The sequence below is a fragment of the Halomarina ordinaria genome (genome assembly GCF_030553305.1).
Classification (GTDB): domain Archaea; phylum Halobacteriota; class Halobacteria; order Halobacteriales; family Haloarculaceae; genus Halomarina; species Halomarina ordinaria.
Map to the genome: position 1 here is coordinate 202,596 of NZ_JARRAH010000001.1, position 21,943 is coordinate 224,538.

The 21,943-nt window shown below is 69.5% G+C and carries 20 protein-coding genes; 13 read left to right on the forward strand and 7 right to left on the reverse strand.

Features of this window, described 5'->3' with window-relative positions:
* Positions 1–63: 63 nt before the first annotated feature.
* The 5 genes from P1Y20_RS01060 to P1Y20_RS01080 form a co-directional block, all read right to left on the reverse strand.
* Entirely contained in the window at positions 64–1,863 is a 1,800-nt protein-coding gene (locus P1Y20_RS01060; protein WP_304446802.1) for an ABC transporter ATP-binding protein, read from the reverse strand.
* A gap of 126 nt (positions 1,864–1,989) precedes the next feature.
* Positions 1,990–3,144, reverse strand: a complete 1,155-nt coding sequence (locus P1Y20_RS01065) for a glycosyltransferase family 4 protein (protein ID WP_304446803.1) — start codon at positions 3,142–3,144, stop codon at positions 1,990–1,992.
* A gap of 103 nt (positions 3,145–3,247) precedes the next feature.
* Complete coding sequence (locus P1Y20_RS01070) at positions 3,248–4,558, reverse strand: sulfatase-like hydrolase/transferase (protein ID WP_304446804.1); 1,311 nt, start codon at positions 4,556–4,558, stop codon at positions 3,248–3,250.
* Between the two features lie 90 nt (positions 4,559–4,648).
* A complete protein-coding gene (locus P1Y20_RS01075; protein WP_304446805.1) occupies positions 4,649–6,046 on the reverse strand; it encodes an O-antigen ligase family protein in 1,398 nt (465 codons plus the stop codon).
* 138 nt (positions 6,047–6,184) lie between these two features.
* A complete protein-coding gene (locus tag P1Y20_RS01080) occupies positions 6,185–7,657 on the reverse strand; it encodes a sulfatase-like hydrolase/transferase (RefSeq protein ID WP_304446806.1) in 1,473 nt (490 codons plus the stop codon).
* 161 nt (positions 7,658–7,818) lie between these two features.
* On the opposite strand from P1Y20_RS01080, the gene P1Y20_RS01085 reads away from it, so the two are divergent.
* The 5 genes from P1Y20_RS01085 (at position 7,819) to P1Y20_RS01105 (ending at position 12,592) form a co-directional block, all read left to right on the forward strand.
* Positions 7,819–7,977, forward strand: a complete 159-nt coding sequence (locus tag P1Y20_RS01085) for a hypothetical protein (protein WP_304446807.1) — start codon at positions 7,819–7,821, stop codon at positions 7,975–7,977.
* Entirely contained in the window at positions 7,977–9,458 is a 1,482-nt protein-coding gene (locus tag P1Y20_RS01090) for a sulfatase family protein (RefSeq protein WP_304446808.1), read from the forward strand. Before P1Y20_RS01085 ends, P1Y20_RS01090 begins: the two co-directional genes overlap by 1 nt.
* Positions 9,459–9,584: 126 nt before the next feature.
* Positions 9,585–11,015 carry an oligosaccharide flippase family protein gene (locus P1Y20_RS01095; protein WP_304446809.1) on the forward strand — a complete coding sequence of 477 codons (1,431 nt, stop codon included), beginning with the start codon at positions 9,585–9,587 and terminating at the stop codon, positions 11,013–11,015.
* 169 nt (positions 11,016–11,184) lie between these two features.
* A complete protein-coding gene (locus tag P1Y20_RS01100) occupies positions 11,185–11,985 on the forward strand; it encodes a PH domain-containing protein (protein WP_304446810.1) in 801 nt (266 codons plus the stop codon).
* Positions 11,963–12,592 (forward strand): PH domain-containing protein, encoded by a 630-nt coding sequence (locus P1Y20_RS01105; RefSeq protein WP_304446811.1) that lies wholly within the window; start codon positions 11,963–11,965, stop codon positions 12,590–12,592. Before P1Y20_RS01100 ends, P1Y20_RS01105 begins: the two co-directional genes overlap by 23 nt.
* 12 nt (positions 12,593–12,604) lie before the next feature.
* On the opposite strand, the gene P1Y20_RS01110 is transcribed toward P1Y20_RS01105, so the two are convergent.
* Both P1Y20_RS01110 and P1Y20_RS01115 read right to left on the reverse strand, forming a co-directional pair.
* Positions 12,605–13,279, reverse strand: coding sequence for a nucleotidyltransferase family protein (locus P1Y20_RS01110; RefSeq protein ID WP_304446812.1), 675 nt, complete (start codon positions 13,277–13,279; stop codon positions 12,605–12,607).
* Entirely contained in the window at positions 13,276–13,440 is a 165-nt protein-coding gene (locus P1Y20_RS01115; RefSeq protein WP_304446813.1) for a hypothetical protein, read from the reverse strand. The genes P1Y20_RS01110 and P1Y20_RS01115 overlap by 4 nt, the downstream gene beginning before the upstream one ends.
* A 193-nt stretch (positions 13,441–13,633) precedes the next feature.
* On the opposite strand from P1Y20_RS01115, the gene P1Y20_RS01120 reads away from it, so the two are divergent.
* The 8 genes from P1Y20_RS01120 to P1Y20_RS01155 all read left to right on the forward strand — a co-directional run bounded on the left by P1Y20_RS01120 (position 13,634) and on the right by P1Y20_RS01155 (position 21,886).
* On the forward strand, positions 13,634–14,278 hold the full coding sequence (locus P1Y20_RS01120) for an SRPBCC family protein (RefSeq protein WP_304446814.1): 645 nt from the start codon (positions 13,634–13,636) through the stop codon (positions 14,276–14,278).
* On the forward strand, positions 14,275–14,832 hold the full coding sequence (locus P1Y20_RS01125) for a (2Fe-2S)-binding protein (protein ID WP_304446815.1): 558 nt from the start codon (positions 14,275–14,277) through the stop codon (positions 14,830–14,832). Before P1Y20_RS01120 ends, P1Y20_RS01125 begins: the two co-directional genes overlap by 4 nt.
* On the forward strand, positions 14,829–17,282 hold the full coding sequence (locus P1Y20_RS01130) for a xanthine dehydrogenase family protein molybdopterin-binding subunit (RefSeq protein ID WP_304446816.1): 2,454 nt from the start codon (positions 14,829–14,831) through the stop codon (positions 17,280–17,282). The genes P1Y20_RS01125 and P1Y20_RS01130 overlap by 4 nt, the downstream gene beginning before the upstream one ends.
* Positions 17,282–18,172, forward strand: coding sequence for an FAD binding domain-containing protein (locus P1Y20_RS01135; RefSeq protein WP_304446817.1), 891 nt, complete (start codon positions 17,282–17,284; stop codon positions 18,170–18,172). The genes P1Y20_RS01130 and P1Y20_RS01135 overlap by 1 nt, the downstream gene beginning before the upstream one ends.
* Positions 18,173–18,274: 102 nt before the next feature.
* Positions 18,275–19,189 (forward strand): AAA family ATPase, encoded by a 915-nt coding sequence (locus P1Y20_RS01140; RefSeq protein ID WP_304446818.1) that lies wholly within the window; start codon positions 18,275–18,277, stop codon positions 19,187–19,189.
* Complete coding sequence (locus P1Y20_RS01145) at positions 19,186–20,499, forward strand: VWA domain-containing protein (RefSeq protein WP_304446819.1); 1,314 nt, start codon at positions 19,186–19,188, stop codon at positions 20,497–20,499. The genes P1Y20_RS01140 and P1Y20_RS01145 overlap by 4 nt, the downstream gene beginning before the upstream one ends.
* Positions 20,496–21,644 carry an XdhC family protein gene (locus P1Y20_RS01150; protein WP_304446820.1) on the forward strand — a complete coding sequence of 383 codons (1,149 nt, stop codon included), beginning with the start codon at positions 20,496–20,498 and terminating at the stop codon, positions 21,642–21,644. The genes P1Y20_RS01145 and P1Y20_RS01150 overlap by 4 nt, the downstream gene beginning before the upstream one ends.
* 2 nt (positions 21,645–21,646) lie before the next feature.
* Positions 21,647–21,886, forward strand: a complete 240-nt coding sequence (locus P1Y20_RS01155) for a hypothetical protein (protein ID WP_304446821.1) — start codon at positions 21,647–21,649, stop codon at positions 21,884–21,886.
* The last annotated feature ends 57 nt before the right edge of the window (positions 21,887–21,943 follow it).

A 21,943-nucleotide genomic window follows, 5' to 3' on the forward strand; every position in this document is an offset into this window, starting at 1 on the left:
CTCTGCCGTCGTCTATCGTCGGCTACTGGTTCGTCGCTTCGAAAGTTACCGGACGTCCCCGAACTAGTGCACCGACGACTGTATGCTGTACAATTCGGCGTACTTCCCGTCCCGAGACAGCAGTTCGCGATGCGGGCCCTCTTCCGTGATCCTCCCGTCTTCCAGCGTGTAGATTCGGTCTGCCCCGACGACCGTCGAAAGTCGATGGGCGATAGCGATGACTGCGTAGTCCCGTTCCATCTCCTCGATCGCCGTGTGCACCTTCTCTTCGAGGTGCGAGTCGAGGTCGCTCGTCGCCTCGTCGAGGATGAGCAGGTCGGCGTCTTTCAGCAGTGCCCGAGCGATCGAGATCCGCTGGCGCTGCCCACCGGAGAGCCGGACCCCGTTGTCACCGAGGATGGTGTCGTACCCGCTCGGGAAATCGTCAAGGAACTCCGTGACCTGCGCAATCTCACAGACCCGTTCCAGTTCCTCTTCCGTGGCGTCTCGCTTCCCGACGGTGATGTTCCGTCGTAGAGTATCGTTGAAGATGAAGGGGTCCTGCCTGACGAGCGAGACACGCGAGCGCCACTCGCGCAGGTCGTACTCGTCTATCGGCGTTCCGTTCGCGGTGATTCGCCCCTCGTCGGGTTCGTACATCCGGACGAGCAGGGAGACGATGGTCGATTTGCCGGCCCCGGATGGTCCGACGAACGCCGCGAACTCGCCCCGGTCGACCGAGAACGAGAGGTCTCGGAGAACGATCTCCTCCGCCGTCTCGTAGGAGAACGTCACGTCGTCGAAGGTGATCTCGTCCAGCTGGTCCGGAACTGGTCTGTCGCCGGCGTCCGGCTCTTTCTGTTCGTCCAGTTGGCCGATGAACTCCTGCGTTCGGACGAGGTGTGGGAGTTCACCTTCGACGCGGTAGATGTGGTTCTGGAGCGCACTGATCTTCGGCCCGAGACGGAACATCGCGAAGAGGAACACGCCGAGCGCGCCGAGCGAGAGCGACGCGAAGGTGATGGCGAGGTAGATGAGCATGAACACGCTGACGGCAGTCGCGAGCTGGTAGAAGTTCTTGATCGCGGCCTGATTTCGACGGAGTTTGATCTGCGAGTTCGCAAACTGGTCGACCGCTTCGGTGAACTTGCCGAACAGTTCGCCGGTCATACCGAAGAGTTTCACTTCACGGATACCCTGCGTACCCGCCTGAGCAGACGCCTGTAGTCGCTCGTTGGCGTCCGCGACCAGGTCGCCGAGCGAGTAGCCAGGCTCGAGGACGCTGCGGAAGACGAACGTCAGGACACCGAGGAACGCGGCGGTGACGAGCGTGAGGATTGGCGCGAGGTACAACGCGATCGAGATGTACATCAACGAGAGCAGTCCCTGCTCGATGGCCTGTATCGAGTACTTGATGACGCGCCCCGCGTACTCCGACTGCGTCACGATGGCGTTCAGGATGTCGTCGGAGCCCTCCTGGTCGAAGTAACCGATGCGAGCGTCGAGCGCCCGCTCGAAGGCGTTGACCTGTAGGTGGCGAACGTAGTACGTCTCGACGGCGGCGCGAAGCCACCCGACGAGGAAGCTCGCCGTGAAGCGGACGGTCATAATCAGGAGGACACCGGCGACCAGATAGCCCAGCGTGAACGGGATTCCGAGCAAGGTGTACACCTGCGCGAACGCGCCAAGCATCCCGTCCGCCTGCTCGGGCTGGGCCTGTCCCTGTGCGATCTCGACGATGGGTAACAGGAAACTGATGCCGATCCCCTCCAGCAGGGCGGCGACGACGCTCGCCGCGATCACCCCCGCGGCGTAGCCCGGTCGAAAGAGCGCGACCCGATACAGCGCACGCAGTTTATCACGCGTCGATAGATTCCTGCTCATAGTGACGTACTCGTTTAACCCCCATCACGACCGATGAGTGCTATTTCATTCCGAGTGGCAATATATAATTAGCGCGGTTGCGGCTCCTTACAAAACCGTGCGAACGACCCTCATCGACTGTTGGTCTCAGTCGGACGACGAGACGACTGACTTCGACTTTCCTCTCTCCCGGGTTCCGTTCAACACCTCCTCGTACCGGTCTACGACCGCCTCCAACTGGTAATGTTCCTCGACGTACGCCCGCGCTCGCTCGCCCATCTCGCGTCGTTCGTCCACGTCTCGCTGCAACCGACCGACGTCCTCGACCAGTCGCTTCATCGACCCGGACTCGATGCCGATACCCTCCTCGAAGACGTCGAGACTGAACCGCTGTGAGACGACGGGCACGGCGTAGCGCCACGCTTCGAGGAACGTGTTCGGGAACCCCTCGTAGTCGGAGGTGTTGACGAGCAGGCTCGCCTCGCGGTAGTAGTCGTGGATGGCGTCGGGAGCCACGCCGGGAACGAACTCCATGTTGGGCCGGTCCTCGACTATCCCCGCCAGCTCGGCGTAGAACGCGTCGCTGCTCTCCTGCTGGCAGACCATCACGAACTCCTCCTCGGGAAGGGAGTCGGCCAATTCGAGGAGACGCAGCGGTTTCTTCTTGTCCCGGTCGCTCGTCCCGATCCAGAGGACGTACTCGCGGTCGTCCTGCTCCAGTAGCTCCGAGCGCGGCGGGAGGTCGTAGCCGTTGGGAATCACGGTCGGGTCGACGCCGACCTGTTCTCGAATCCGCGCTCGCTGGCGCTCGGTCTGGGCGACGAGGTACTCCGTCTCCCCGATGCTCCGGAGGTAGAGCTTCGTGAACGCTCTCCCGTAGCGTCGTTCGAGGTACTCGGGATCGACGTCGGAGTCGTTCGCGATGCAGAACAGCCGGTCCTTCCCGAGCGACTTGGCGAGCAGGAGCGTGACGAAGTGGAGGCGCGGCCCGCCCCGAACGTAGTAGACGTCCGCGTCGACGGCCTTCATCGTCTTACGGAGCTGGTACACCCGGTTCAGCATCTCGCGCGGCCCGGCCACGTCCGTCGGACAGCCCTTCCAGAGGTCGAACCCGTCGACCTCGTACCTCTCTGGCTGGCCGAAGTCCCCGACGATGACGGAGACGTCGTACCCTCGCTCCCGGAGTTCGCTCGCGATGAGGTGTTGCTGGCGCTCCGCCCCGCCCGACGCCTTCCCGTCCTCCTGTTCGATGTATCTGTAGAGCCACGGCGAGATGAAACAGATGTGTGGATTATCGTTCATTAGCTGGATGATGTTCACGGTCGCTGATTTGCTGCCAGTACGGCGTCTCGTGTGGCGAGGTCATGTCGGATGATGGACTTGTAACGACTCTCGACCGCCCTCTCTACAGGTAACCGAGGTCTTCCAGTTGTGACTGGACCTCGGTTGTGTAGGCTCGCTGCTCTCCCGCCTCCACGGAGATCTCGTCGAGTCCACTCACGATCTCCTCGAACTCCGATAACGCGGTGTCTGCATCGTCTCCTCCCGCGTGAACTAGATCACCTTCGGCTTGCTCGTAGACGTACGAACCGCGTTTGAATACGACACCTCGTACTGTTTGTTCTAATTTCTCTATTCTCTCTCTTTCGACGCCGGCTTCTTGTAACTTATTCAACCATGAAATTCTCAGACCATGGCACTCAGAGATATAATTGTTTGAACTGGGTGAGTCAAGTAAACTTTCTCCTCTGGCATCTTTTTCGGTCTGTGCAAGGTCCAATATCGTCTGGTACACGTCTAAAAGACTGGTCGGACGGTCAGACGACACGTTCTCTCGATGAGAGCCACTGATACAGACCGGTACGTGTGTGAGTTCTGGGAACACGCCCCAGATGTGTTGTCCGACGCCGTGCTCGCCAAATAGCTCGCCGTGGTCGGATACTGTGATTATGTAATCGAAGTGCTCCTCGAGCTCGTGGAAGATCTCTCTGTACTTGTCCGACAGATATCGCGCGCAATCGTTGTACGCGGTTTTTAGCCTCTCGTTCGGATTTCGCTCTCCGGACTCCGCCCATTGTTCAATACTTACCCCCTCGTACGGTACCGTCTGATACTCCCTCGGGGGCTTGTATGGTGTATGGACGTCCATCAGATTCACGTAGAGGAACTCGTCCGAACCGAACTCCATGCGCTCGATTTTCGAGAGTGAATCCTCGGCACTGTGGACGGAATCCGTCTTTATTTTCCATCCGTATTTGAGCGACCGCAGCGTTTTCGAGTCGCTCAGTAGGCACTTAGAAAGGACTTCGATGTCCCTCAGTAGGCCTGCATTCGACGCGTTCTCGATCGCGTCTCTCCAGTTGAAGATGTCGTCGTCAGTACCTGACGCGTTCCCGGTTGGAACGAACTCGTCGAACCCCCGGTCGAAGTCGTTCAGCGGTGACGCCAGCAGATTGGCGCTGAGGGCACGGGTCCGGTAGCCCGCGTCACTGAGTTGTTCTGCGAGAGTCGGCGAGTCACAATCGAGCGTTTCGTGTTTTGCGTGGACTCCGATCTCGCTCGGATACTTCCCCGTGAACAGCGACGCGTGCGCTGGGACGGTATAATGGCTCGTCGACCACGCGTTCTCGTATCTACGCCCTGGTACCCAGTCGAAGTACTCGTCGAACGTGTCTTTTCTGAGCGTGTCGAGCACGACCAGCGCGATATTCGTCATTAATTGTTAAGCGGTGAGTGGCCGCATCGAATATATGATTCGGTTCGTTCAATTCAGACAAAAATAGATTACTCCGTCGCTATCGGGCGGTCACTGTGACGGACCAGACGTGTCTACTCTCGACCTGAACTTCCGCCCCACCACACTCTCCGGGTCTCCCACCGCCACCCACCGTCGAAACACGCTAGAAAGCGGATCCAGCGGTCGGTCGACGCTCGCGTAGTAGAACGCCCCGAGCGCGCCGACGCCGATCCAGAGCGCGCGGAAGGTGTTCACGTCGGCGACGAGGCCCTGGCCGAACGCGGCCGCGACGAAGGCGAAGACGGGGACGGCGACGAACGCGCGCTCCCGGAAGACGAGCGTCAGTCCGTCGACCGCCAGCAACCCCACCAGCACTAACAACACGACCAGTCCCACGATGCCCGTCTCCGCCGCGACGGTGAGGTAGGTGTTGTGCGCGCCGATGCCGCCCCCGCCGACGACCTCGGCCATGTGGGCGGGGTACTGGCCGTAGCCCAGTCCCAGGAGCGGGTTCGCGGTGAAGGCGTCCCACGCGATGGCCCAGTTCTCCAGTCGGCTGTCGAGGTTGCGCGCGTCGCCGTCGAGCACGCGCACGAAGCGGTCGAAGACCCGCGGCTGGTAGCGCATGAAGGCGTAGACCCCGCCGACGGCGTACGCGCCGAAGACGGCGGCGTTGAGCCCCGCGAACCAGGGGCGCACCTCGGGGAGCCACCGGAGGGCGGTGACGGCGAGGGCGACGCCGCCCACCGCGAGGCCGATGGCGGCCCCTCGCGAGCCGGTGGCGACCATCGCGCCCGCGAGGAACGGGACGACCGTCCACAGCGCGAGCGTCGCCCCCCAGCGCCGGGCGCGCGGCCAGCGCGCCCGCGGCGACCGCCCGGTGACGCCGTAGTAGCCGACGAGGTAGCACGCGAGGAAGACGTTGAGCAGGAGGTAGTTGGCGTAGACGTTCGGCATCGTGAACGGCCCCGTGTGGCGCACTGCGCCCGCGAGGACCATCGAGACGCTCCACGCGCCGAAGACGACCGCCAGCGCGACCGAGACGAGCGAGAAGTCCCTGAACCGCCGCGCCGGGTCGGTCACGCAGAGGGCGTAGATGGCGACCATCCACGCCACGGCACCGAGCAGTTTCAGTACCTCGGCGACGGCGGGCGTCCACGAGAACGTCTCGGCGACGGGCGGGACGAGGCCGTTGACGAGCACGGAGACGACGGCGACGCCGACGAAGGCGGCGACGGCCCACGCGTATCTGAAGACGCGGAAGCGACCGACGGCGCCGAGGAGGAACAGCACCCCCACCAGGGCGACGACGGCGTCGCCGTAGCTGACGTTCACGCCGCCGGTGGGCCCCTGGTAGCTGAAGTGGAAGGGGTACGCGACGGCGAGCGCGACGAGGAGGACTCGTTCCAGGCGGGTCCGCCAGCGCCCGCCGGCGCCCTCGCGGCTCCGCCTCGGGGTGAGTCTCATACGTTCGAGCAGTCCCCGGCGCGAGTAATGTCTCTTTGCATACGTACTCCGGGGACGCGGCGAGCCGCCGCGAGCGCGCCGTCACTGCCGGATGGCCGAGCCGTCACACCGGGGGCCGAACTGGCCCACCCGCCGGCCTCAGAGGTAGCCCAGCTGTTTCAGCCGGTCGGAGACGACCGCCTCGCCGTCGTCGCGCTGGCGCTCGACCAGCCAGTCGGCGAACGGCACCGACGGCGTCCCCACCGCGGCGGACTCGACTTCCTCGCGCGTCCCGTCCGCGAGCCGGTACTCGGTGCGCTCGACCGCCTCGCTCTCCCACGGGGAGCTGTAGACCACCTGGCGGTCGCCCTCGACGAAGCCCACCTTCCGGACGCAGAGGCGGTCGACCAGGTCGTCGTCGAAGCGCGGTCGCAACTCGGAGACGTTCCACGTCGGGCCGTCCGCCAGGATTGGAACGCCCGCCGCGGTCCGACTCGCCTCGCGCACCCGTTCGACGAACGCCTCGCCCGAGTCCACCTCGCCGCTCACGACGCCGCACAGCGCCGCCGAGAGGCCGAGCCAGCCGACCGGTTCCGACACACTCGCCTCGCTCGCCGCCCACGAGTCGGGGAACGAGACGAGCAGCGGGACCTGGACGCCGTGGGGGTGCAGCGAGGTGTGGTGGCCGACCATCCCCTCCGCGCCGAACAGCTGGCCGTGGTCGCCCGTCACCACGACGAGCGCCTCCTCGACGGCCGTCTCGTTCGCGGCGGCCCACGCCTCGACGAACCGGTCCGTCCCGCGCACCTGCGCCCGGTAGACGTCGTGTCTGCGTGCGAGGACCGCCTCCCACGAGTCGAAGTGGCTCCGCGCCGCCCGCGGCAGGTCGTCCCCGCGCTCCAGCAGGTAGCGCTTGTTGTCGTTCGCGGCGCCGAGCGCCCGTCGCTCGTCGTCGGGAAGCGAGAGGCCCGTCAGCATCGCCCCCGCGTCCGGGGGTGCGTGGTGGGGGTTGTGCGGGTCGAGCAGGTTGACGAGCGAGAGCGAGGGACTCCCGTCCCCCTCTCGCTCGCGGAGGAACGACCCGAGGTGCGAGAGGACGCGGTCGCCGTGGTGGGGGTACTCGGTGGACGAGCCGAGGGAGGCGTACGCGAGGGGGCCGTACAGCGCGTTCAGGAGGTTCTTCGCGGGGGCCGAACTCCGGGCGACGTCGCGCAGCAGTCGAAGCCCGTCCCGGAGCGACGGTTCGCGCACGTGGTTCTCCATGGCGAAGTCGCTCCGGACGAGCTTCGAGTCGACGAAGTCGTCGACGTAGTCGATACCGCGGTCGAAGCCGTAGTGGGTGCTGAACGTCGGGTTCTCGCTGAACAGCGCGGTCGTGTAGCCCCCCTGGCGGGCGCGTTCGGGGAGCGTCGCGTCCGTCAGCGCGTCCCCGCGGCGCGTGACGCCGTGCTCGGCGGGCGTCCTCCCCGCGTACAGCGAGGCGTGGGCGGGGAGCGTCCAGGTGCTCGGGGCGTAGCAGCGCTCGAACCGCACGTCCGCCAGGTCGTGGGCGAACGGCAGGAGGGCGTCCGTCGCGTCCGCCGCCCGGAGACAGTCGCCGACGAGGACGACCACGGTCGGTTGTCGTCTCACCACGATATGTCTCCCGCAACGGGCAGACCCCATATCACCGTGTTGATACGGTGATTCGACCTCGACTGTCACGAGACGAACAGTGAACGCCGACGGTGACGGCCTCTCTCGTCGACTGACTGGATAGTTTTATCAATCCGCGTTGGGAGTATCCGACAACTATGCACCGGACTCCCGACCGCGGCCGACGGCTCGGCCGTGGGGTTCCCCGCCGGGAGCGCTGGGCGGTCCTCGCCGGCTGGAGCGCCCGACGGCCGCCAGCCGCGGGTGGGACGGGCGAGGCGCGCGACGACCGGCCGACCCGTGGGAGCGGTCGCTGATGACCGGAGACCGGCCGGACGTCGTCCTCGTCGTCATGGACACCGCCCGGGCGGACAGCGTCCTCGGCCGGCCCGACGTGATGCCGAACCTCCACCGCCTCGCCGCCGAGGGGGTGACCTACGAGAACGCGTTCACCACCGCGCCGTGGACGCTGCCCTCCCACGCCTCGCTGTTCACCGGCCAGCGAACCACCGACCACGGCGCGCACGCGCGGACCCGGCGGTTCGACCCGTCGGTCCCGACGCTCGCCGAACGCCTCGGGAGCGCGGGCTACCACACCGTCGCCTACTCGAACAACACCTGGGTGAGCGAGGAGTTCGGCTTCGACGCGGGGTTCGACGAGTTCCGCGTCGGCTGGGAGCTCCTCCCCGGCGGCGCCGACCTCGCCGCCATCGCGAAGGGCAACGACGGGACGCGCGAGCGCCTGCGAGCCGTCCTCTCGGAGGTCGACCGCGACCTGCCGCGGACGCTCGTGAACGCCCTCTACGCGCGCACCCTCCGCCACTCCTACGACTCGGGGGCGTGGCTGACGAACGCCAGGATGAAACGCCACCTGCGCGACTCCGAACGCCCCTTCTTCGCCTTCCTCAACTACTTCGAACCCCACCTGGAGTACGACCCGCCGGCGCGCTACCGGGAGCGGTTCCTGCCCGCCCACCTCTCGGCGGCGGACCTCGACCGCGTGAACCAGAACGCGTGGGCGTACCTCACCGGGGCCGTGACGATGACCGAGCGCGACTTCGACGCGCTGGAGGCGCTCTACCGCGCGGAGCTCAACTACCTCGACGACCGCATCGGTCGCCTCGCCGCCTTCCTCCGCGAGCGCGGCACCCTCGACGAGACGCTGTTCGTGGTCGTGGGCGACCACGGCGAGAACATCGGCGACCACGGGATGATGGACCACCAGTTCTGCCTCTACGACACGCTGTTGCACGTCCCCCTCGTCGTCCGCTACCCGCCGGCGTTCGACCCCGGCACGACGACGGACGCGCTCGTCGAGGTGCGCGACCTCCTGCCCACCCTCCTCGACGCCTGCGGCCTCGACGCCCCGACGGAGGAGACGGTCTCGGCGCACTCCGTCCGCCCCGACGCGACGGGGACGGTCCCCGCCCGCGAGTACGTCGTCGCGGAGTACGCCGCCCCGCAGCCGTCGATCGACGTCGTCCGCGAGCGCGCCGCGGACGGACCTGGAGGAGGCGAAGCCACGCCCGACGCGCTCGAACGCTTCGACCGGGGGCTTCGCTGTCTCCGGACGACCGAGTGGAAGTACGTCGAGGGGACCGACGGCAGCGAGGCACTGTACCACCTCGCGACCGACCCCGGCGAGACGGAGGACGTCGCCAGGGCGTCGCCCATCCGCGGGGAACTGCGGGCGACGCTCCACCGGCACCACGGCGACCTGTCGCTCCCCGCCGGGGACGCCCCCGCCGAACCGACCGCCTCCGCCCGGCGGCGCCTCGAGGACCTCGGGTACCTGTAGCGCCGATGGCGGCGACCGACCCGACCCGGACGGGAGGCGAGGCGTGAGCGACCGCGCCGTCGCCTCCCCCCGACCGCTCCCGGCACCGACCGCCTCGACGACCGCCGCGACCCCCCTTCCCGACCGATGAGCCTCGCCTCGAAGGTCTCCGGCGACATCCTCGTCACCACGCTGTTCAAGCTCTCGCTCAAGGTGCGGGGGCTCGTCCTCATCCCCCTCCTGACCGTCGCGCTCGGCGTCGGCGACTACGGCGCCTACGTGCAGGTCAACGCCATCGCGACCGTCCTCTCGCTGGTCTGCCTGCTCGGCCTCGACGCCGGCTACGTCAAGTACATCCACGAGACGGGCCGCCCGGCGGGGCTGTTCACCGCCGTCACCCTCCTCGGCGGGGGGGTCGCGGCGCTCGGCGGCGGGGCGCTCGCGCTCGCCGCCGACCCGCTCGCGCGCTACACGCTCCAGTCGGCGTCGTACGCCCCGCTGTTCGTCCTCGGCGGCGGCTACGTCCTCGTCCACACGCTGTTCACGCTCGGGCGGAGTCACTACCGCGCCACCCGACGCGTCAAGCGCTTCTCGGCCATCGAGGCGGTCGACGTCTACCTCTCGGTGGGGGCCGTCGCCGCCGTCGTGTTCGTCGTCGAGGGGACCATCGTGGGGGTACTCCTCGCCACCCTCTCGGTCCACGCCTGCCTGACGCTGCTCACCTACGGCGCCATCGCGGTCGAGGGGGGACTCGCGTGGCCGTCGACCGACCAGTTGCACGAGTGCGTCCGGTTCTCGCTCGGCGCGATGGGGAGCACGGTGTCGAGTTCGCTCCTCCACCGGGTCGACCGCGTCCTCGTCGGCTACTTCCTCGGCGCGAGCGCCGTGGGCGTCTACTCCGTCGCCTACTCCGTCGCCTACCTCATGCGCCTCTACTTCCTGCCGGTGACGACGTCGTTCTTCCCGGAGTTCTCGAAGCTCTGGGCCGAGGGCGACCACGCGACGATTCGACGCTTCCTGAACAGCGGCGTCCGCTACGCGGCGACCTTCGGGCTCCCCTCCATCGCCGGGTTCGCGCTCGTGGGGAGCGACCTCATCGGCCTGCTCTCCACGCCGGCGGTCGCCCGCGAGGGGGCGCTCGCGCTCGTCCTCGTCGCGGCCGGCCTCTTCTGTATGGGCCTCGGGGAGTTCTACACCAACCTGTTCTACGCCGCCGGCGACTCGCGCGTCCCGCTGGTCGTCCAGGGGGGGACCGTCCTCGCGAACGTCCTGCTCAACTGGTGGGCCATCCCCGCGCTGGGGGTCGCCGGCGCGGCGGCGACGACGCTCGTCACGTTCGGGGCGTCCGTCCTCGTCCTCGGCGTCGCCTTCCAGTCGCACCTCCGGGTCGTCCCCGACTGGAGCCGGCTGGGACGCGTCGTCGTCGCCACCCTCGCGATGTACGCCGCCTTCGCCGTCGTCTCGCCCCCCTGGCTCGTCACGCTCGCCGCCGCGCCCGTCGGCTACTTCGCCGTCCTGTTCGCCGTCGGGGGCGTCGAACGCACCGACGTCCGCGTCGTCGTCGACGCGGTCCGGTAGCCACCGGGACGCCACCGGTCGGTCGCCGCGTGGTGTGGAGCGGACACGACCCACCCCTTCCCCTCCCGGTCGACGACCGGGAGGGCTGAGGCGGGGGGCGAGGGACGGGCCGACTCGGCCGGCCGAGTCGGTTCGTGGATATATCTACCCGGGGGCGAAACACCCACGCATGGAACGTGACGCACCCTCCGGCGCGGCCGACGCCGCGGACGCCGGGTCGTTCGACTGGCTCACCCTCGACGAGGGCGAGGAGGTCCTCTGGTCGGGCAAGCCCCACGTCTACAGCATCGTCCCCGCCCTCGTCGTCGGCATCCCCCTCTCCCTGGTCCTGGTCGGCATCCCCATCGTCGTCGGGGCGTACCTGAACCGCGAGAACACCGTCTACCTCCTGACGAGCGAGGGACTCTACCGGAAACAGGGAATCCTCTCGCGCGACGTCCGGAAGATCGGGTTCGAGAAGGTCCAGAACACCTCCTTCACGCAGGGGCCGCTCGGGACGTACGTCGGCTACGGCAACGTCGACATCTCGACCGCGGGCGGCGCCGGCGTCGAGATGCGTTTCCAGTCGGTCCCCGACCCGAAGTCCGTCCAGGAGCGCATCAACCGCCAGATTCGGCGCGCCCGCCCGGGCGGCCGGAGCGAGGAGGCCGACGACGAACGCCCCGAGGACGTCCTCGGCGACATCCTCGACGAACTCCGCGCCATCCGGACGCTCGTCGAGGGCGAGGGTGAGCGCGAGAACGAGGGCCTCGTCCCCGGTGACGAGCCGGACGCCACCGACGGGCACGGCGACGCGGCCCTCGACGCGACCGACGATTCAGGGACGGACGGGTCGTCGACCGACGGGGACCGCGCCGACGAGCCCCGGCGGACGCGGACCGGCCGGCGACTCCCCGAGAACGAGTTCGAGTCCACGCGGACCCGGTCCCGGACCACGGAGGACCGCGATGAGCGCACGGACCGCGAGTGAGTCGCCGACGGCGACGCCCGACTGGCTGGCCCTCGACGAGCGGGAGACCGTCCTCTGGCGGGGCGGCCCGCGAATCCAGACGGTCCTCCCGGGCGTCGCCGTCGGCGTCGTCCTGCTCGCGCTCGGGGTCGCCGCCCTCCTCGGTGTCGGGCCGGTCCCGAGCCACCCGGCGGTCACGCTGCTCGCGCTCTGCGTGCTGGTCGGGGGGCTGTCGATACCGCTCGCGGCGTACCTCGTGGTACGGAACACCGACTACGTCGTCACCGACCGGGGGCTCTACCGCAAGCGCGGCGTCCTCTCCCGGTCGGTGCTCTCGGTCGGCTACGAGACGGTCCAGAACGCCACCTACGCGCAGGGGGTCACGGGGACCCTCTTCGGCTACGGGACGCTGACGTTCGACACCGCGGGGAGCACCGGCGAGGAACTGAGCTTCCGCGACGTCGACGACCCGAGTACCGTCCAGTCGCTCGTGAGCCGGCGCATCGGACGGGTCGGGGAGGGGGACGTCCCCGACGGTGGCCTCCCGGGCACGACGGCGGAGTGGCGGGCCGTCCGCGAGGAGGTCCGAGCGCTCCGGCGTGCCCTCGAAGCGCGCCGGGGGGAGTGACCCACGCGTCGGCTACGAGTCCCGGTCCCGGTGGTGGTCGCCACGGCCCCCCGAGAGGTCCTCGGGCGTGTCGACGTCCCGCCGCACGCCCGGGTCGTCGACCGCGAGCAGCGCCGCGTCGTCGCTCCCGAGCAGTACGCGGCGCCCGCCGACGTCGCCGTCGACCCGGGTGAGCGCGTCGAAGTGCCGGCGGTCGAACAGCACGGGGTTACCGCGCCGGCCGTCGTGGGCGGCCGCGAGCGCGCTCCCGACCCCGGCGCGGTGGGCGTCGACGAGCAGGTCGACGGTCTCGCTCCCCACGAACGGCATGTCGCCGGGGAGGAAGACGGCGGCGTCGGCGTCCGCCTCGACCGCCGCGCGGACGCCCACCCCGACCGACGTCGACTGGCCCGCCGCGTAGTCGGGGTTCTCGACGAACGTCACCGCGAGGTCGGCCAACGCCTCTCCGACTGCCACCGCCTCGTGGCCGAGGACGACGACTATCCGGTCGAGGTGTGCGTCGAGCAGCGTCCGGGCGGCGTGTCGGACCAGCGCGTCGCCGTCGAGGTCCGCGAGGAGTTTGTTGGCCGCGCCGAAGCGCGAACTCGTCCCCGCGGCGAGCACCACCCCGACGACCGACGGGCGCGGCTTCTCCTCGATGGCGCCCACCTCCTCGGCGGTGACGACGCGCGGGCCGTCGTCGCTCACTCGACCACCCCGTGCGGGACGACCGGGACGGACGCTCCGGGGGCGAGCGGGTCGGCCGTCGGCGCGCCCGTCTCGCGCCCCACCGACCCGTAGCGCGCCTCGCGGTGGTCGAGCAACGTCGCTGTCGCCGCGCGTCGAGGGCCGAGACCCGCTCGGGACATGGTCCACACACGCCCCAGCGCCGACATAGCTCTTGGCCTCCTCGCTCTCGGACTGGTTACTACCCCGACTGGAGTGAACCATAGAAGGTTTCACAATTGCTCAATTTTCTAGAAATGCAAAGTATTTTACTAACATAGTGGGTCCATCCCATGGAGGTGCCTGACACGCGCCGCCACGAGGTGTTCACCCGACATGGAATTCAGCGGGACGTTCGAACTGGAGGAGACGACCGTCGACGAGGTGTGGCTCGCGCTCTCGGACCCGGTTCTGATAGCCGACGCGTTGCCGGGGTGCGAGTTCCTGCTCCACGTCGACGACGAGGACCCGGACTTCGACGAACTCGCCGAGCGGGCGGCCGACCGGGACGCCGAACTGACGGGCGACCCGGAGGTCATCGCCCGGCGGGCGTTCCGCGAGGGGGAGCACTACGCCGCCCTCATCCAGATAAGCGTCGGGCCGGTGAACCCGACGTTCGAGACGGTGGTGACCATCGACGAGCGCGAGCAACCGCGGATGCACGCTTCGGGCGAGGGGAGTTCCGGCGACAGTTCCTTCGAGATGGCCTCCGGGATGACCCTCGGCGAGAGCGACGACGGCGTCGAAGTCGACTGGGAGACGGAGGCGGACGTGTTCGGCCGCGTGGCCGGCATGGGCCAGCGCGTCATCAACCCGGTGGCGAACCGCATCGTCAAACGGTTCTTCTCCTCGGTGCAGTCGCGCCTCCACGAACTCACGCTCGCCGACGTGGAGGAGGCGCAGGCACAGGCGGACGAGGACGACGAGGCGGGCCTCGTCGACAGACTCCTCGGGCGGTCGCAATCGACTGATTCGAAATGACGGAACACGACATCACGCTGACGGTCAACGGTACAGCACACGACCTCACGGTCGAGGCGCGAACGCTCCTCGTCCACGCGCTCCGCGACGAACTCGGCTACACCGGGACGAACGTCGGCTGCGAGAGCAGCCTCTGTGGCGCCTGCACCGTCCGGCTCGACGGCGACGCGATGAAGTCCTGTACGGCGCTGGCCGTCCAGGCCGACGGCGCGGAGATAGAGACGGTCGAGGGGCTCGCGACGGCCGGCGAGTTCCACCCCATTCAGACGGGGTTCCAGGAGGAACACGGCCTGCAGTGCGGCTACTGCACCCCCGGGATGATGATGACCGCGACCGACCTGCTCGGCGAGAACCCGGACCCCACCCGCGAGGAGATACGCGAGGGTCTCGAGGGGAACCTCTGTCGGTGTACGGGCTACCAGAACATCGTCAACGCCGTCGAGAACGCCGCCGAGTCGATGGGGAGCGGCGCCGTCGCCGACGGCGGCGAACTCCGTCGCCGCTACCCGTCCGCCGACGGCGACGCGACGGACGAGGGGGGTGCGGGCGAATGAGCATCGACTCGCTCGACCCCTCCGAGGTGAGCGCCGCCGACATCCTCGGGTCGGCCATCGAACGCCGCGAGGACCCCGCGCTCGTCACGGGGACGGCCGAGTACACCGACGACATCCAGCTGGCGAACACGGCGCACATGGCCGTCGTGCGGAGCCAGTACGGGAACGCCCGCATCGAGGGCGTCGACACGAGCGCAGCCGAGGAGATGTCGGGCGTCGTCGGCGTCTACACCAACGACGACCTGTGGCGCGAGGACACCCCCGGAGGCGGTTCGTTCGACCTGCCGGTCGGCTGGCTCCTGCCGAGCCTCAACGCCGTCTCGCACCCCATCCTCGTCGACGGGCACGCCCGCTACCAGGGCGACGCCGTCGCCGTCGTCGTCGCGGAGACGCGCCACCAGGCGCGCGACGCCGTCCGGGAGATAGCCGTCGACTACGACCGCCTCGACGCGGTCACCGACCCGGGCGACGCGCTCGACGACGACGCCCCGCAACTCCACGAGGACGCGACGGGGAACGTCGCCTTCGACTGGGAGATCGGCGACGAGGAGAAGACCGCCGCGGCGTTCGAGGACGCCGCCCACACCGCCAGCATCGACCTGGTGAACCAGCTCGTCATCCCCAACGCGATGGAGCCGCGGGCCGCCGTGGCGACCTACGACCCCGGCACCGACGAACTGGACGTGTTCATGACCTCGCAGAACCCCCACCTCCACCGGCTGCTCATGTCGGGGGTCATCGGCCACCCGGAACACAAACTCCGGGTGAAGGCGCCGGAGGTGGGCGGCGGCTTCGGGAGCAAGATACACCACTACGGCGACGAGGCGCTCGTCGCCTGGTGTTCGAAGCTCCTCGAACGCCCCGTCAAGTGGACGGCGACGCGCTCGGAGACGTACCTCACGGACGCGCCCGGCCGCGGTCACGAGACGGAAGCCGAACTCGCGATGGACGAGGACGGCACCGTCCTCGGGCTCCGCGTCGACACGAAGGCGAACCTCGGGGCGTACCTCTCGACGTTCGCGCCCGCCGTCCCGACGTACCTCTACGGGACGCTCCTGTCGGGCCAGTACGATATCCCGGCCATCCACGCCCACGTCACCGGCGCGTTCACGAACGTCCCGCCGGTCGACGCCTACCGCGGGGCGGGGCGGCCGGAGGCCTCCTTCCTCGTCGAGCGCCTCATGGACCTCGGCGCGAAGGAGGTGGGGATGGACCCCGCCGAGTTCCGCCGGCACAACTTCGTCCCCACCGAGAAGTTCCCCTACGAGACGCAGGTCGCGGTCGTCTACGACAGCGGCGACTACGAGAAGCCGTTCGACAGGGCGCTCGACCTCGTCGACTACGAGGACTTCCGCGAGCGCCAGCGGGAGGCCCGCGAGGAGGGACGCTACCTCGGCATCGGCCTCTCCTGTTACATCGAGGCCTGTGGGCTCGCGCCCTCCGAGCTAGCGGGGCAACTCGGCGCACAGGCGGGCCTCTGGGAATCCAGTCTGGTGCGGTTCCACCCCTCGGGGACGGTGACGGCCTTCTGTGGCACCTCCGGCCACGGGCAGGGTCACGAGACGACCTACGCACAGATCGTCGCCAACGAACTCGGTATCGACTACGACGACGTGGAGGTCGTCGAGGGCGACACCGACGAGATTCCCCAGGGGATGGGGACGTACGGCTCGCGCTCGGCGGCCGTCGGCGGCAGTTCGCTCGTCATGAGCGCGCGCAAGGTCGTCGACAAGGCGACGGAGATTGCCGCCCACCAGCTCGAGGCCGACCCCGACGACGTCGAGTTCGAGGCCGGCGAGTTCCACGTCGCCGGCGCGCCCGACCGCTCGGTCGGCATCCAGGCGGTCGCCCAGCAGGCGTACCTCGCCCACGACCTCCCCGACGGGCTGGAACCGGGGCTGGAGGCGACCTCGTTCTACGACCCCGACAACTTCGTCTTCCCGTTCGGGACGCACGTCGCGGTCGTGGAGGTCGACCCCGAGTCGGGCGAGGTCGAGTTCGAGCGCTACGTCGCCGTCGACGACGTGGGCAACCAGATAAACCCGAAGATCGTCGAGGGGCAAATCCACGGCGGCGTCGCGCAGGGCGTCGGCCAGGCCCTCTACGAGGGGGCGGAGTACGACGACAACGGGACGCTCCTCACGGGGTCGATGCAGGACTACGCGGTCCCGAAGGCCGAACACGTCCCCGAGATGGAGACGGACTCGACGGTGACGCCGAGCCCCGTCAACCCCCTCGGGGTGAAGGGCGTCGGCGAGGCCGGCACCATCGCCGCCCCCCAGGCCGTCGTCAACGCCGTCGCGGACGCGCTCGACCCGTTCGGCGTCGACGGCGTCGAGATGCCGATGACCGCCGAGCGCGTCTGGCGGGCGGTCGAGGAGGGTGCGGCCGCCGACGGCGGCGAGGTCGCTCCCCCGGACGACGACGCGACCCAGGGAGGTGCGGAGTGATGTTCCCCGACGAGTTCGACTACTACGAGGCGACGAGCGTCGCGGAGGCCCTCGACCTGCTCGAGGAGCACTCGGCGGCCGAGACGGAACTGCTCGCCGGCGGCCACAGCCTGCTGCCGGCGATGAAGAGCGGGCTGTCCAGCCCGGACGTGCTCGTCGACGTCGGGGGTATCGAGGACCTGCACGGCGTGCGCGTCGAGGGCGACACGCTCGTCGTCGGCGCGATGACGAGTTACAGCGACTTCCTCGCCGCCGACGCGGCCCACGAGCACGCGCCGGCGCTGACCGCCACCGTCGAACAGGTCGGCGACCGGCAGGTGCGAAACCGGGGGACCGTCGGCGGGAACCTCGCGCACGCCGACCCCGCCTCCGACCTGCCGGGGGCGACGCTCGCCTCCGACGTGACGCTCGTCGCGGAGGGGCCCGAGGGCGAGCGCGAGATACCGGTCGACGAGTTCTTCTTCGGGATGTACGCGACCGACCTCGCGCCCGACGAGCTGCTGACGCGTCTCGAGGTGCCGTCGGCCGCCGACGCGCTCGGCGCGTACGCGAAGAAGGCGTCGCCGTCGTCGGGCTACGCGATGGTCGGCGTCGCGGCGCTCGTCGAGACGGACGGCGACACGGTTTCGTCGGCCCGGGTGGGCGCGAGCGGTGCGATGGACCACGGCGTCCGCCTCGGGGGCGTCGAGGAGGCGCTCGTCGGCGAACCGCTGGACGCCGACACCGTCGACGCCGCCGCCGGCCACGCGACCGACGACCTGGACACCGACATGATGCTGTCGGACCTGCAGGCGTCGGCCGAGTTCCGCGCTCGACTCCTGGAGGTGTACGCGAAGCGGGCGCTGCGCGAGGTGGCCGACCGCGCCGCCGCGCCCGCCGCGGCCGACTGACGTGGCACACCCCGGCCCGCACCCGTGGGCATCGCCGCGGGCCGGGGGTCACCGTCGGGGGCACCGAACGGACAGCCAGACGACCACGAGACCGATTCAGACATGACAGACCGACGGACGACGGCGTTCGCGGACGTGACCGACGACGACCTCCGGGCGCTCTTCGACGAGCAGGACTACGTGGCGGCGGACGACATCGTGACGACCGTCCTCCTCGCGCTCCGCCTCGGCAAGCCGCTGCTGGTCGAGGGTGCGCCCGGCGCCGGCAAGACCGAACTCGCGAAGGTGCTCGCGGCGGGGTTCGACACCGACCTCGTCCGCCTCCAGTGCTACGAGGGGCTGACCGCGGAGAACGCCCTCTACGAGTGGAACTACACGAAACAGTTGCTCGCGGTGCAGGCCGGCGACGACGACGCCTCCGTCTTCGCGGAGCCCTACCTGCTCGAACGGCCGCTGTTGCGGGCGCTCCGTGGCGACGACGGCCCGCGCGTCCTCCTCATCGACGAGGTCGACCGCGCCGACGAGGAGTTCGAGGCGCTCCTGCTGGAGGTGCTGAGCGACTTCCAGGTGACGGTCCCCGAACTGGGCACCGTCCGAGCGGCGACGCCGCCCGTCGTCGTCATCACGTCGAACCGGACGCGGGCGCTCTCGGACGCGCTCAAGCGCCGGTGTCTCTACCTGCACCTCTCGCCGCCCTCCGTCGAGAAGGAGCGGGCAATCCTCGCCCGGCGGGTCCCCGAACTCGACGGGGCCGTCGCCGCCGAACTCTGCCGGATGGCGGGCCGCCTCCGCGAGGAACCGCTCCGCAAGCCGCCGGGGGCGGCGGAGACCATCGACTGGGCGCGCGCCGTCGCCGAACTGCGCCGCGACGACGGCACCGACCCGCTGTCGCCCGCGGAGGTGCGCAACACGCTCGGCTGTCTCCTGAAAGAGGTCGAGGACATCGAACGCGTGGACGACGACCTGCTCGCGGCCCTGGTCGAGGAGGCGAACGCGGCCGGGGCGGAGGCGGAATGAGCGACGTCCCCGACTTCGCCGCGGCGCGCGACCACGTCCGGGAGGAACTGGTCCGGTTCCTCCGGTCGCTCCGGCGGGCGGGGGTGCCGGTGCCGGCCAACCGCGGGACGACCGCCGCCCGCGCGCTCGTCGAGGTGGGGTTCGACGACGAGGCGACGGCGCGGGCCGCGCTCCGGGCGTGTCTCGTCTCCGACCCCGACGACGTCCCGACGTTCGACCGGCAGTTCCCGGAGTTCTGGCGGCGACTCACCGCCGGTCTCGCGCCGGGCGGTCCGGCACCCCGGCGCGAGGGACCGAAGGGTGCCCTGGCGCCGCTCGGGGGCGACCCCGCCGAGGGGGAGGAGGTGGCGCTCGACACGCGGGACGCGCCCGACGCGGGCGACGACGAGAGCGACGACCGTGCGTGGGAGACGACCGGGACCCTCGGTGCGGTCGTCTCCCGGTCCGGCGACGAAGCGGACCGGGAGGCGACGGAGGCCGCCTGGTACAGTCCGACGGGGAGTCGGACCTCCGTAGAGGGGGCCGTCGACGAGGGGCGGGCACTCGCGGCCGCCGTCGACGAGGTAGCCGAGGGCGTCGCCACCCTTCGCGGGCGCCGGTGGCGGCCGGGCGGGGACGACCGGGCGCACGTCCGGCGCGCGCTGCGGTCGAGTTTCGCCACCGGGGGGACCGTCGTCTCGCTGCCGCGGCGGGAGCGCCCGCCGAGCGAGGTGCGGGCGCTGTGGCTGGTCGACGTCAGCCGGTCGGTACTCGACACCGTCGACCGGTCGTTCCTGCTCGGGGTGCTCCGGCGCGCGCGCGCCGAGTGGCGCGACTCGCGGGTCGTCTTCTTCGACGAGGACGCCCGCGAGGTGTCGGCGGCGTTCGATGAGCCGACGGCGACCGCCGCGCTCGACGCCCTCGACCGCGCGGCGGTGGAGTGGGGCGGCGGCACCCGCATCGGCGGGTCGCTCGCGACGCTTCGCGAGAGCCACCCCGACGCAGTCGACGGCCGGACGGTCGTCTTCGTCGTCAGCGACGGCCTCGAGATGGGGCGCGTCGAGGTGTTGGAGCGCGAACTGGCGCGACTCGCGCGCCGCGCGGCCGCCGTCCTGTGGCTCAACCCGCTCGCCTCCTCGCCGTCGTACGAACCGACGGCCCGGGGGATGGCGACCGCGCTCCCCTTCGTCGACGGCCTGTTCGCGTTCGGCACACCCGACGACCTCGCGGAGGTCGGCCGGCAGTTGCGCCGGAACGGGGCCGGCGGTCGCATCGGGTACGAGTACGACCCGCGACGGGGGGGTTCCGACACCCCGTCACCACTAGCATGACCACGAACGACTGGAGCGTTCCGGAAACGGACGTCTTCGAACGGATACGAACAGTCCTCGACGCGGGGAGCGAGGCGGTCCTGGCGACCGTCGTCGCCGTCGAGGGGAGCGCCTACCGCCGACCGGGAGCGAAGATGCTCGTCGACCCGGCCGGCGGCGGCGCGGGGAGCATCACCGCCGGCTGTCTGGAGGACGAGGTCCGCGAACTCGCGGCGGACGTCCTCGCGGCCGGCGAACCGCGCACCGAGACGTGGGACCTCACGGGCGACGACGACGTCTGGGGGATGGGCGTCGGCTGCAACGGCGTCATCACCGTCCTCCTGGAACCGCTCACCGAGTCCTACCGGACGGTGGCGGCGGCGCGCGAACGCGGCGAGGACGTCGGCGTCGCGGCCGTGGTCGGCGGCGACCTCCCACTGGGCGCGCGCGCCGTCTACCGGCCCGGGCGGGGGTTCGACGCGGACGGCGACGGAGGCGAGGACGACCTGCCGGCGTGGCTCCGCGAGGCGGTGGCCGACCCGCTCGACCGTCTCCTCGAACGGGGTGCGAGCGAGACGGTCACCCTCGAGGGGGAGGAGGGGACCGTCGAGGTGTTCCTCGACGCGGTGACCGCGCCGCCCGAACTCGTCGTCTTCGGGGCCGGCCACGACACCGGGCCTGTCGTCGAACTCGCCACACTCGTCGACTTCCGGGTCACGGTCGTCACCTTCCGCGGCGGGCGGGCGGGCCGCGACCGGTACCCCCGTGCCGACGAGGTGGTGTCCGCCGCGCCGCGCGACGTGGCCACGCTCCGGGAGTGGGACGACGACACCTACGCCGTCGTCATGACCCACAACTTCGTCGACGACCGGTTGACGCTCGCGGAACTGCTCGAGACGCCCGTGGCGTACGTCGGGCTGATGGGGCCGGAGAAGCGCTTCCGCGAGATGCGGGAGGCGCTCGCCGAGGAGGGGGTAGAACTCACGCCGGCCGACCTCGAACGCGTCTACACCCCCATCGGACTGAACCTCGGGGGGGACACGCCCTACCGGATAGCGTACAGCATCGTCGCGGAACTGCTCGCGGTCGCCAACGACCGGACGCCGGACCACCTCGGCCGGAGCAGGGGGCCGATTCACGACCGGGTCGACGTGAGCACCGACTGACGATGGCCGGTACCGACGACGAACCGACGGACGACGCCGCGCGCGACGCGCCACGGCCGGGGCGGATGCTCGTCCGCGAGTGGGTCATCGCCGCGAACTACTACGCGCCCGGGGACTACGACGTCCCCCAGGCGCCGAGGTTCCGCGCCGAACGCCGGGAGGACGGCGCGCTCGTCCTCTACGCGCCGGACACCGACGAGCACGTGTTGACCGCCGGAGCGCCGAGTCCGGTCCGCCGGTGAGCGCGTGACGTCGTCTCTATCGGTTACTATCACGGACAATAAACGCGACAGAGAAAC

Coding starts and splice junctions, on each gene's coding strand:
- P1Y20_RS01060 (WP_304446802.1), bottom strand. CDS start 1,863: ATGAGCAGGAATCTATCGACGCGTGATAAACTGCGTGCGCTGTATCGG.
- P1Y20_RS01065 (WP_304446803.1), bottom strand. CDS start 3,144: ATGAACGATAATCCACACATCTGTTTCATCTCGCCGTGGCTCTACAGA.
- P1Y20_RS01070 (WP_304446804.1), bottom strand. CDS start 4,558: ATGACGAATATCGCGCTGGTCGTGCTCGACACGCTCAGAAAAGACACG.
- P1Y20_RS01075 (WP_304446805.1), bottom strand. CDS start 6,046: ATGAGACTCACCCCGAGGCGGAGCCGCGAGGGCGCCGGCGGGCGCTGG.
- P1Y20_RS01085 (WP_304446807.1), top strand. CDS start 7,819: ATGCACCGGACTCCCGACCGCGGCCGACGGCTCGGCCGTGGGGTTCCC.
- P1Y20_RS01090 (WP_304446808.1), top strand. CDS start 7,977: ATGACCGGAGACCGGCCGGACGTCGTCCTCGTCGTCATGGACACCGCC.
- P1Y20_RS01095 (WP_304446809.1), top strand. CDS start 9,585: ATGAGCCTCGCCTCGAAGGTCTCCGGCGACATCCTCGTCACCACGCTG.
- P1Y20_RS01100 (WP_304446810.1), top strand. CDS start 11,185: ATGGAACGTGACGCACCCTCCGGCGCGGCCGACGCCGCGGACGCCGGG.
- P1Y20_RS01105 (WP_304446811.1), top strand. CDS start 11,963: ATGAGCGCACGGACCGCGAGTGAGTCGCCGACGGCGACGCCCGACTGG.
- P1Y20_RS01115 (WP_304446813.1), bottom strand. CDS start 13,440: ATGTCCCGAGCGGGTCTCGGCCCTCGACGCGCGGCGACAGCGACGTTG.
- P1Y20_RS01120 (WP_304446814.1), top strand. CDS start 13,634: ATGGAATTCAGCGGGACGTTCGAACTGGAGGAGACGACCGTCGACGAG.
- P1Y20_RS01125 (WP_304446815.1), top strand. CDS start 14,275: ATGACGGAACACGACATCACGCTGACGGTCAACGGTACAGCACACGAC.
- P1Y20_RS01130 (WP_304446816.1), top strand. CDS start 14,829: ATGAGCATCGACTCGCTCGACCCCTCCGAGGTGAGCGCCGCCGACATC.
- P1Y20_RS01135 (WP_304446817.1), top strand. CDS start 17,282: ATGTTCCCCGACGAGTTCGACTACTACGAGGCGACGAGCGTCGCGGAG.
- P1Y20_RS01140 (WP_304446818.1), top strand. CDS start 18,275: ATGACAGACCGACGGACGACGGCGTTCGCGGACGTGACCGACGACGAC.
- P1Y20_RS01145 (WP_304446819.1), top strand. CDS start 19,186: ATGAGCGACGTCCCCGACTTCGCCGCGGCGCGCGACCACGTCCGGGAG.
- P1Y20_RS01150 (WP_304446820.1), top strand. CDS start 20,496: ATGACCACGAACGACTGGAGCGTTCCGGAAACGGACGTCTTCGAACGG.
- P1Y20_RS01155 (WP_304446821.1), top strand. CDS start 21,647: ATGGCCGGTACCGACGACGAACCGACGGACGACGCCGCGCGCGACGCG.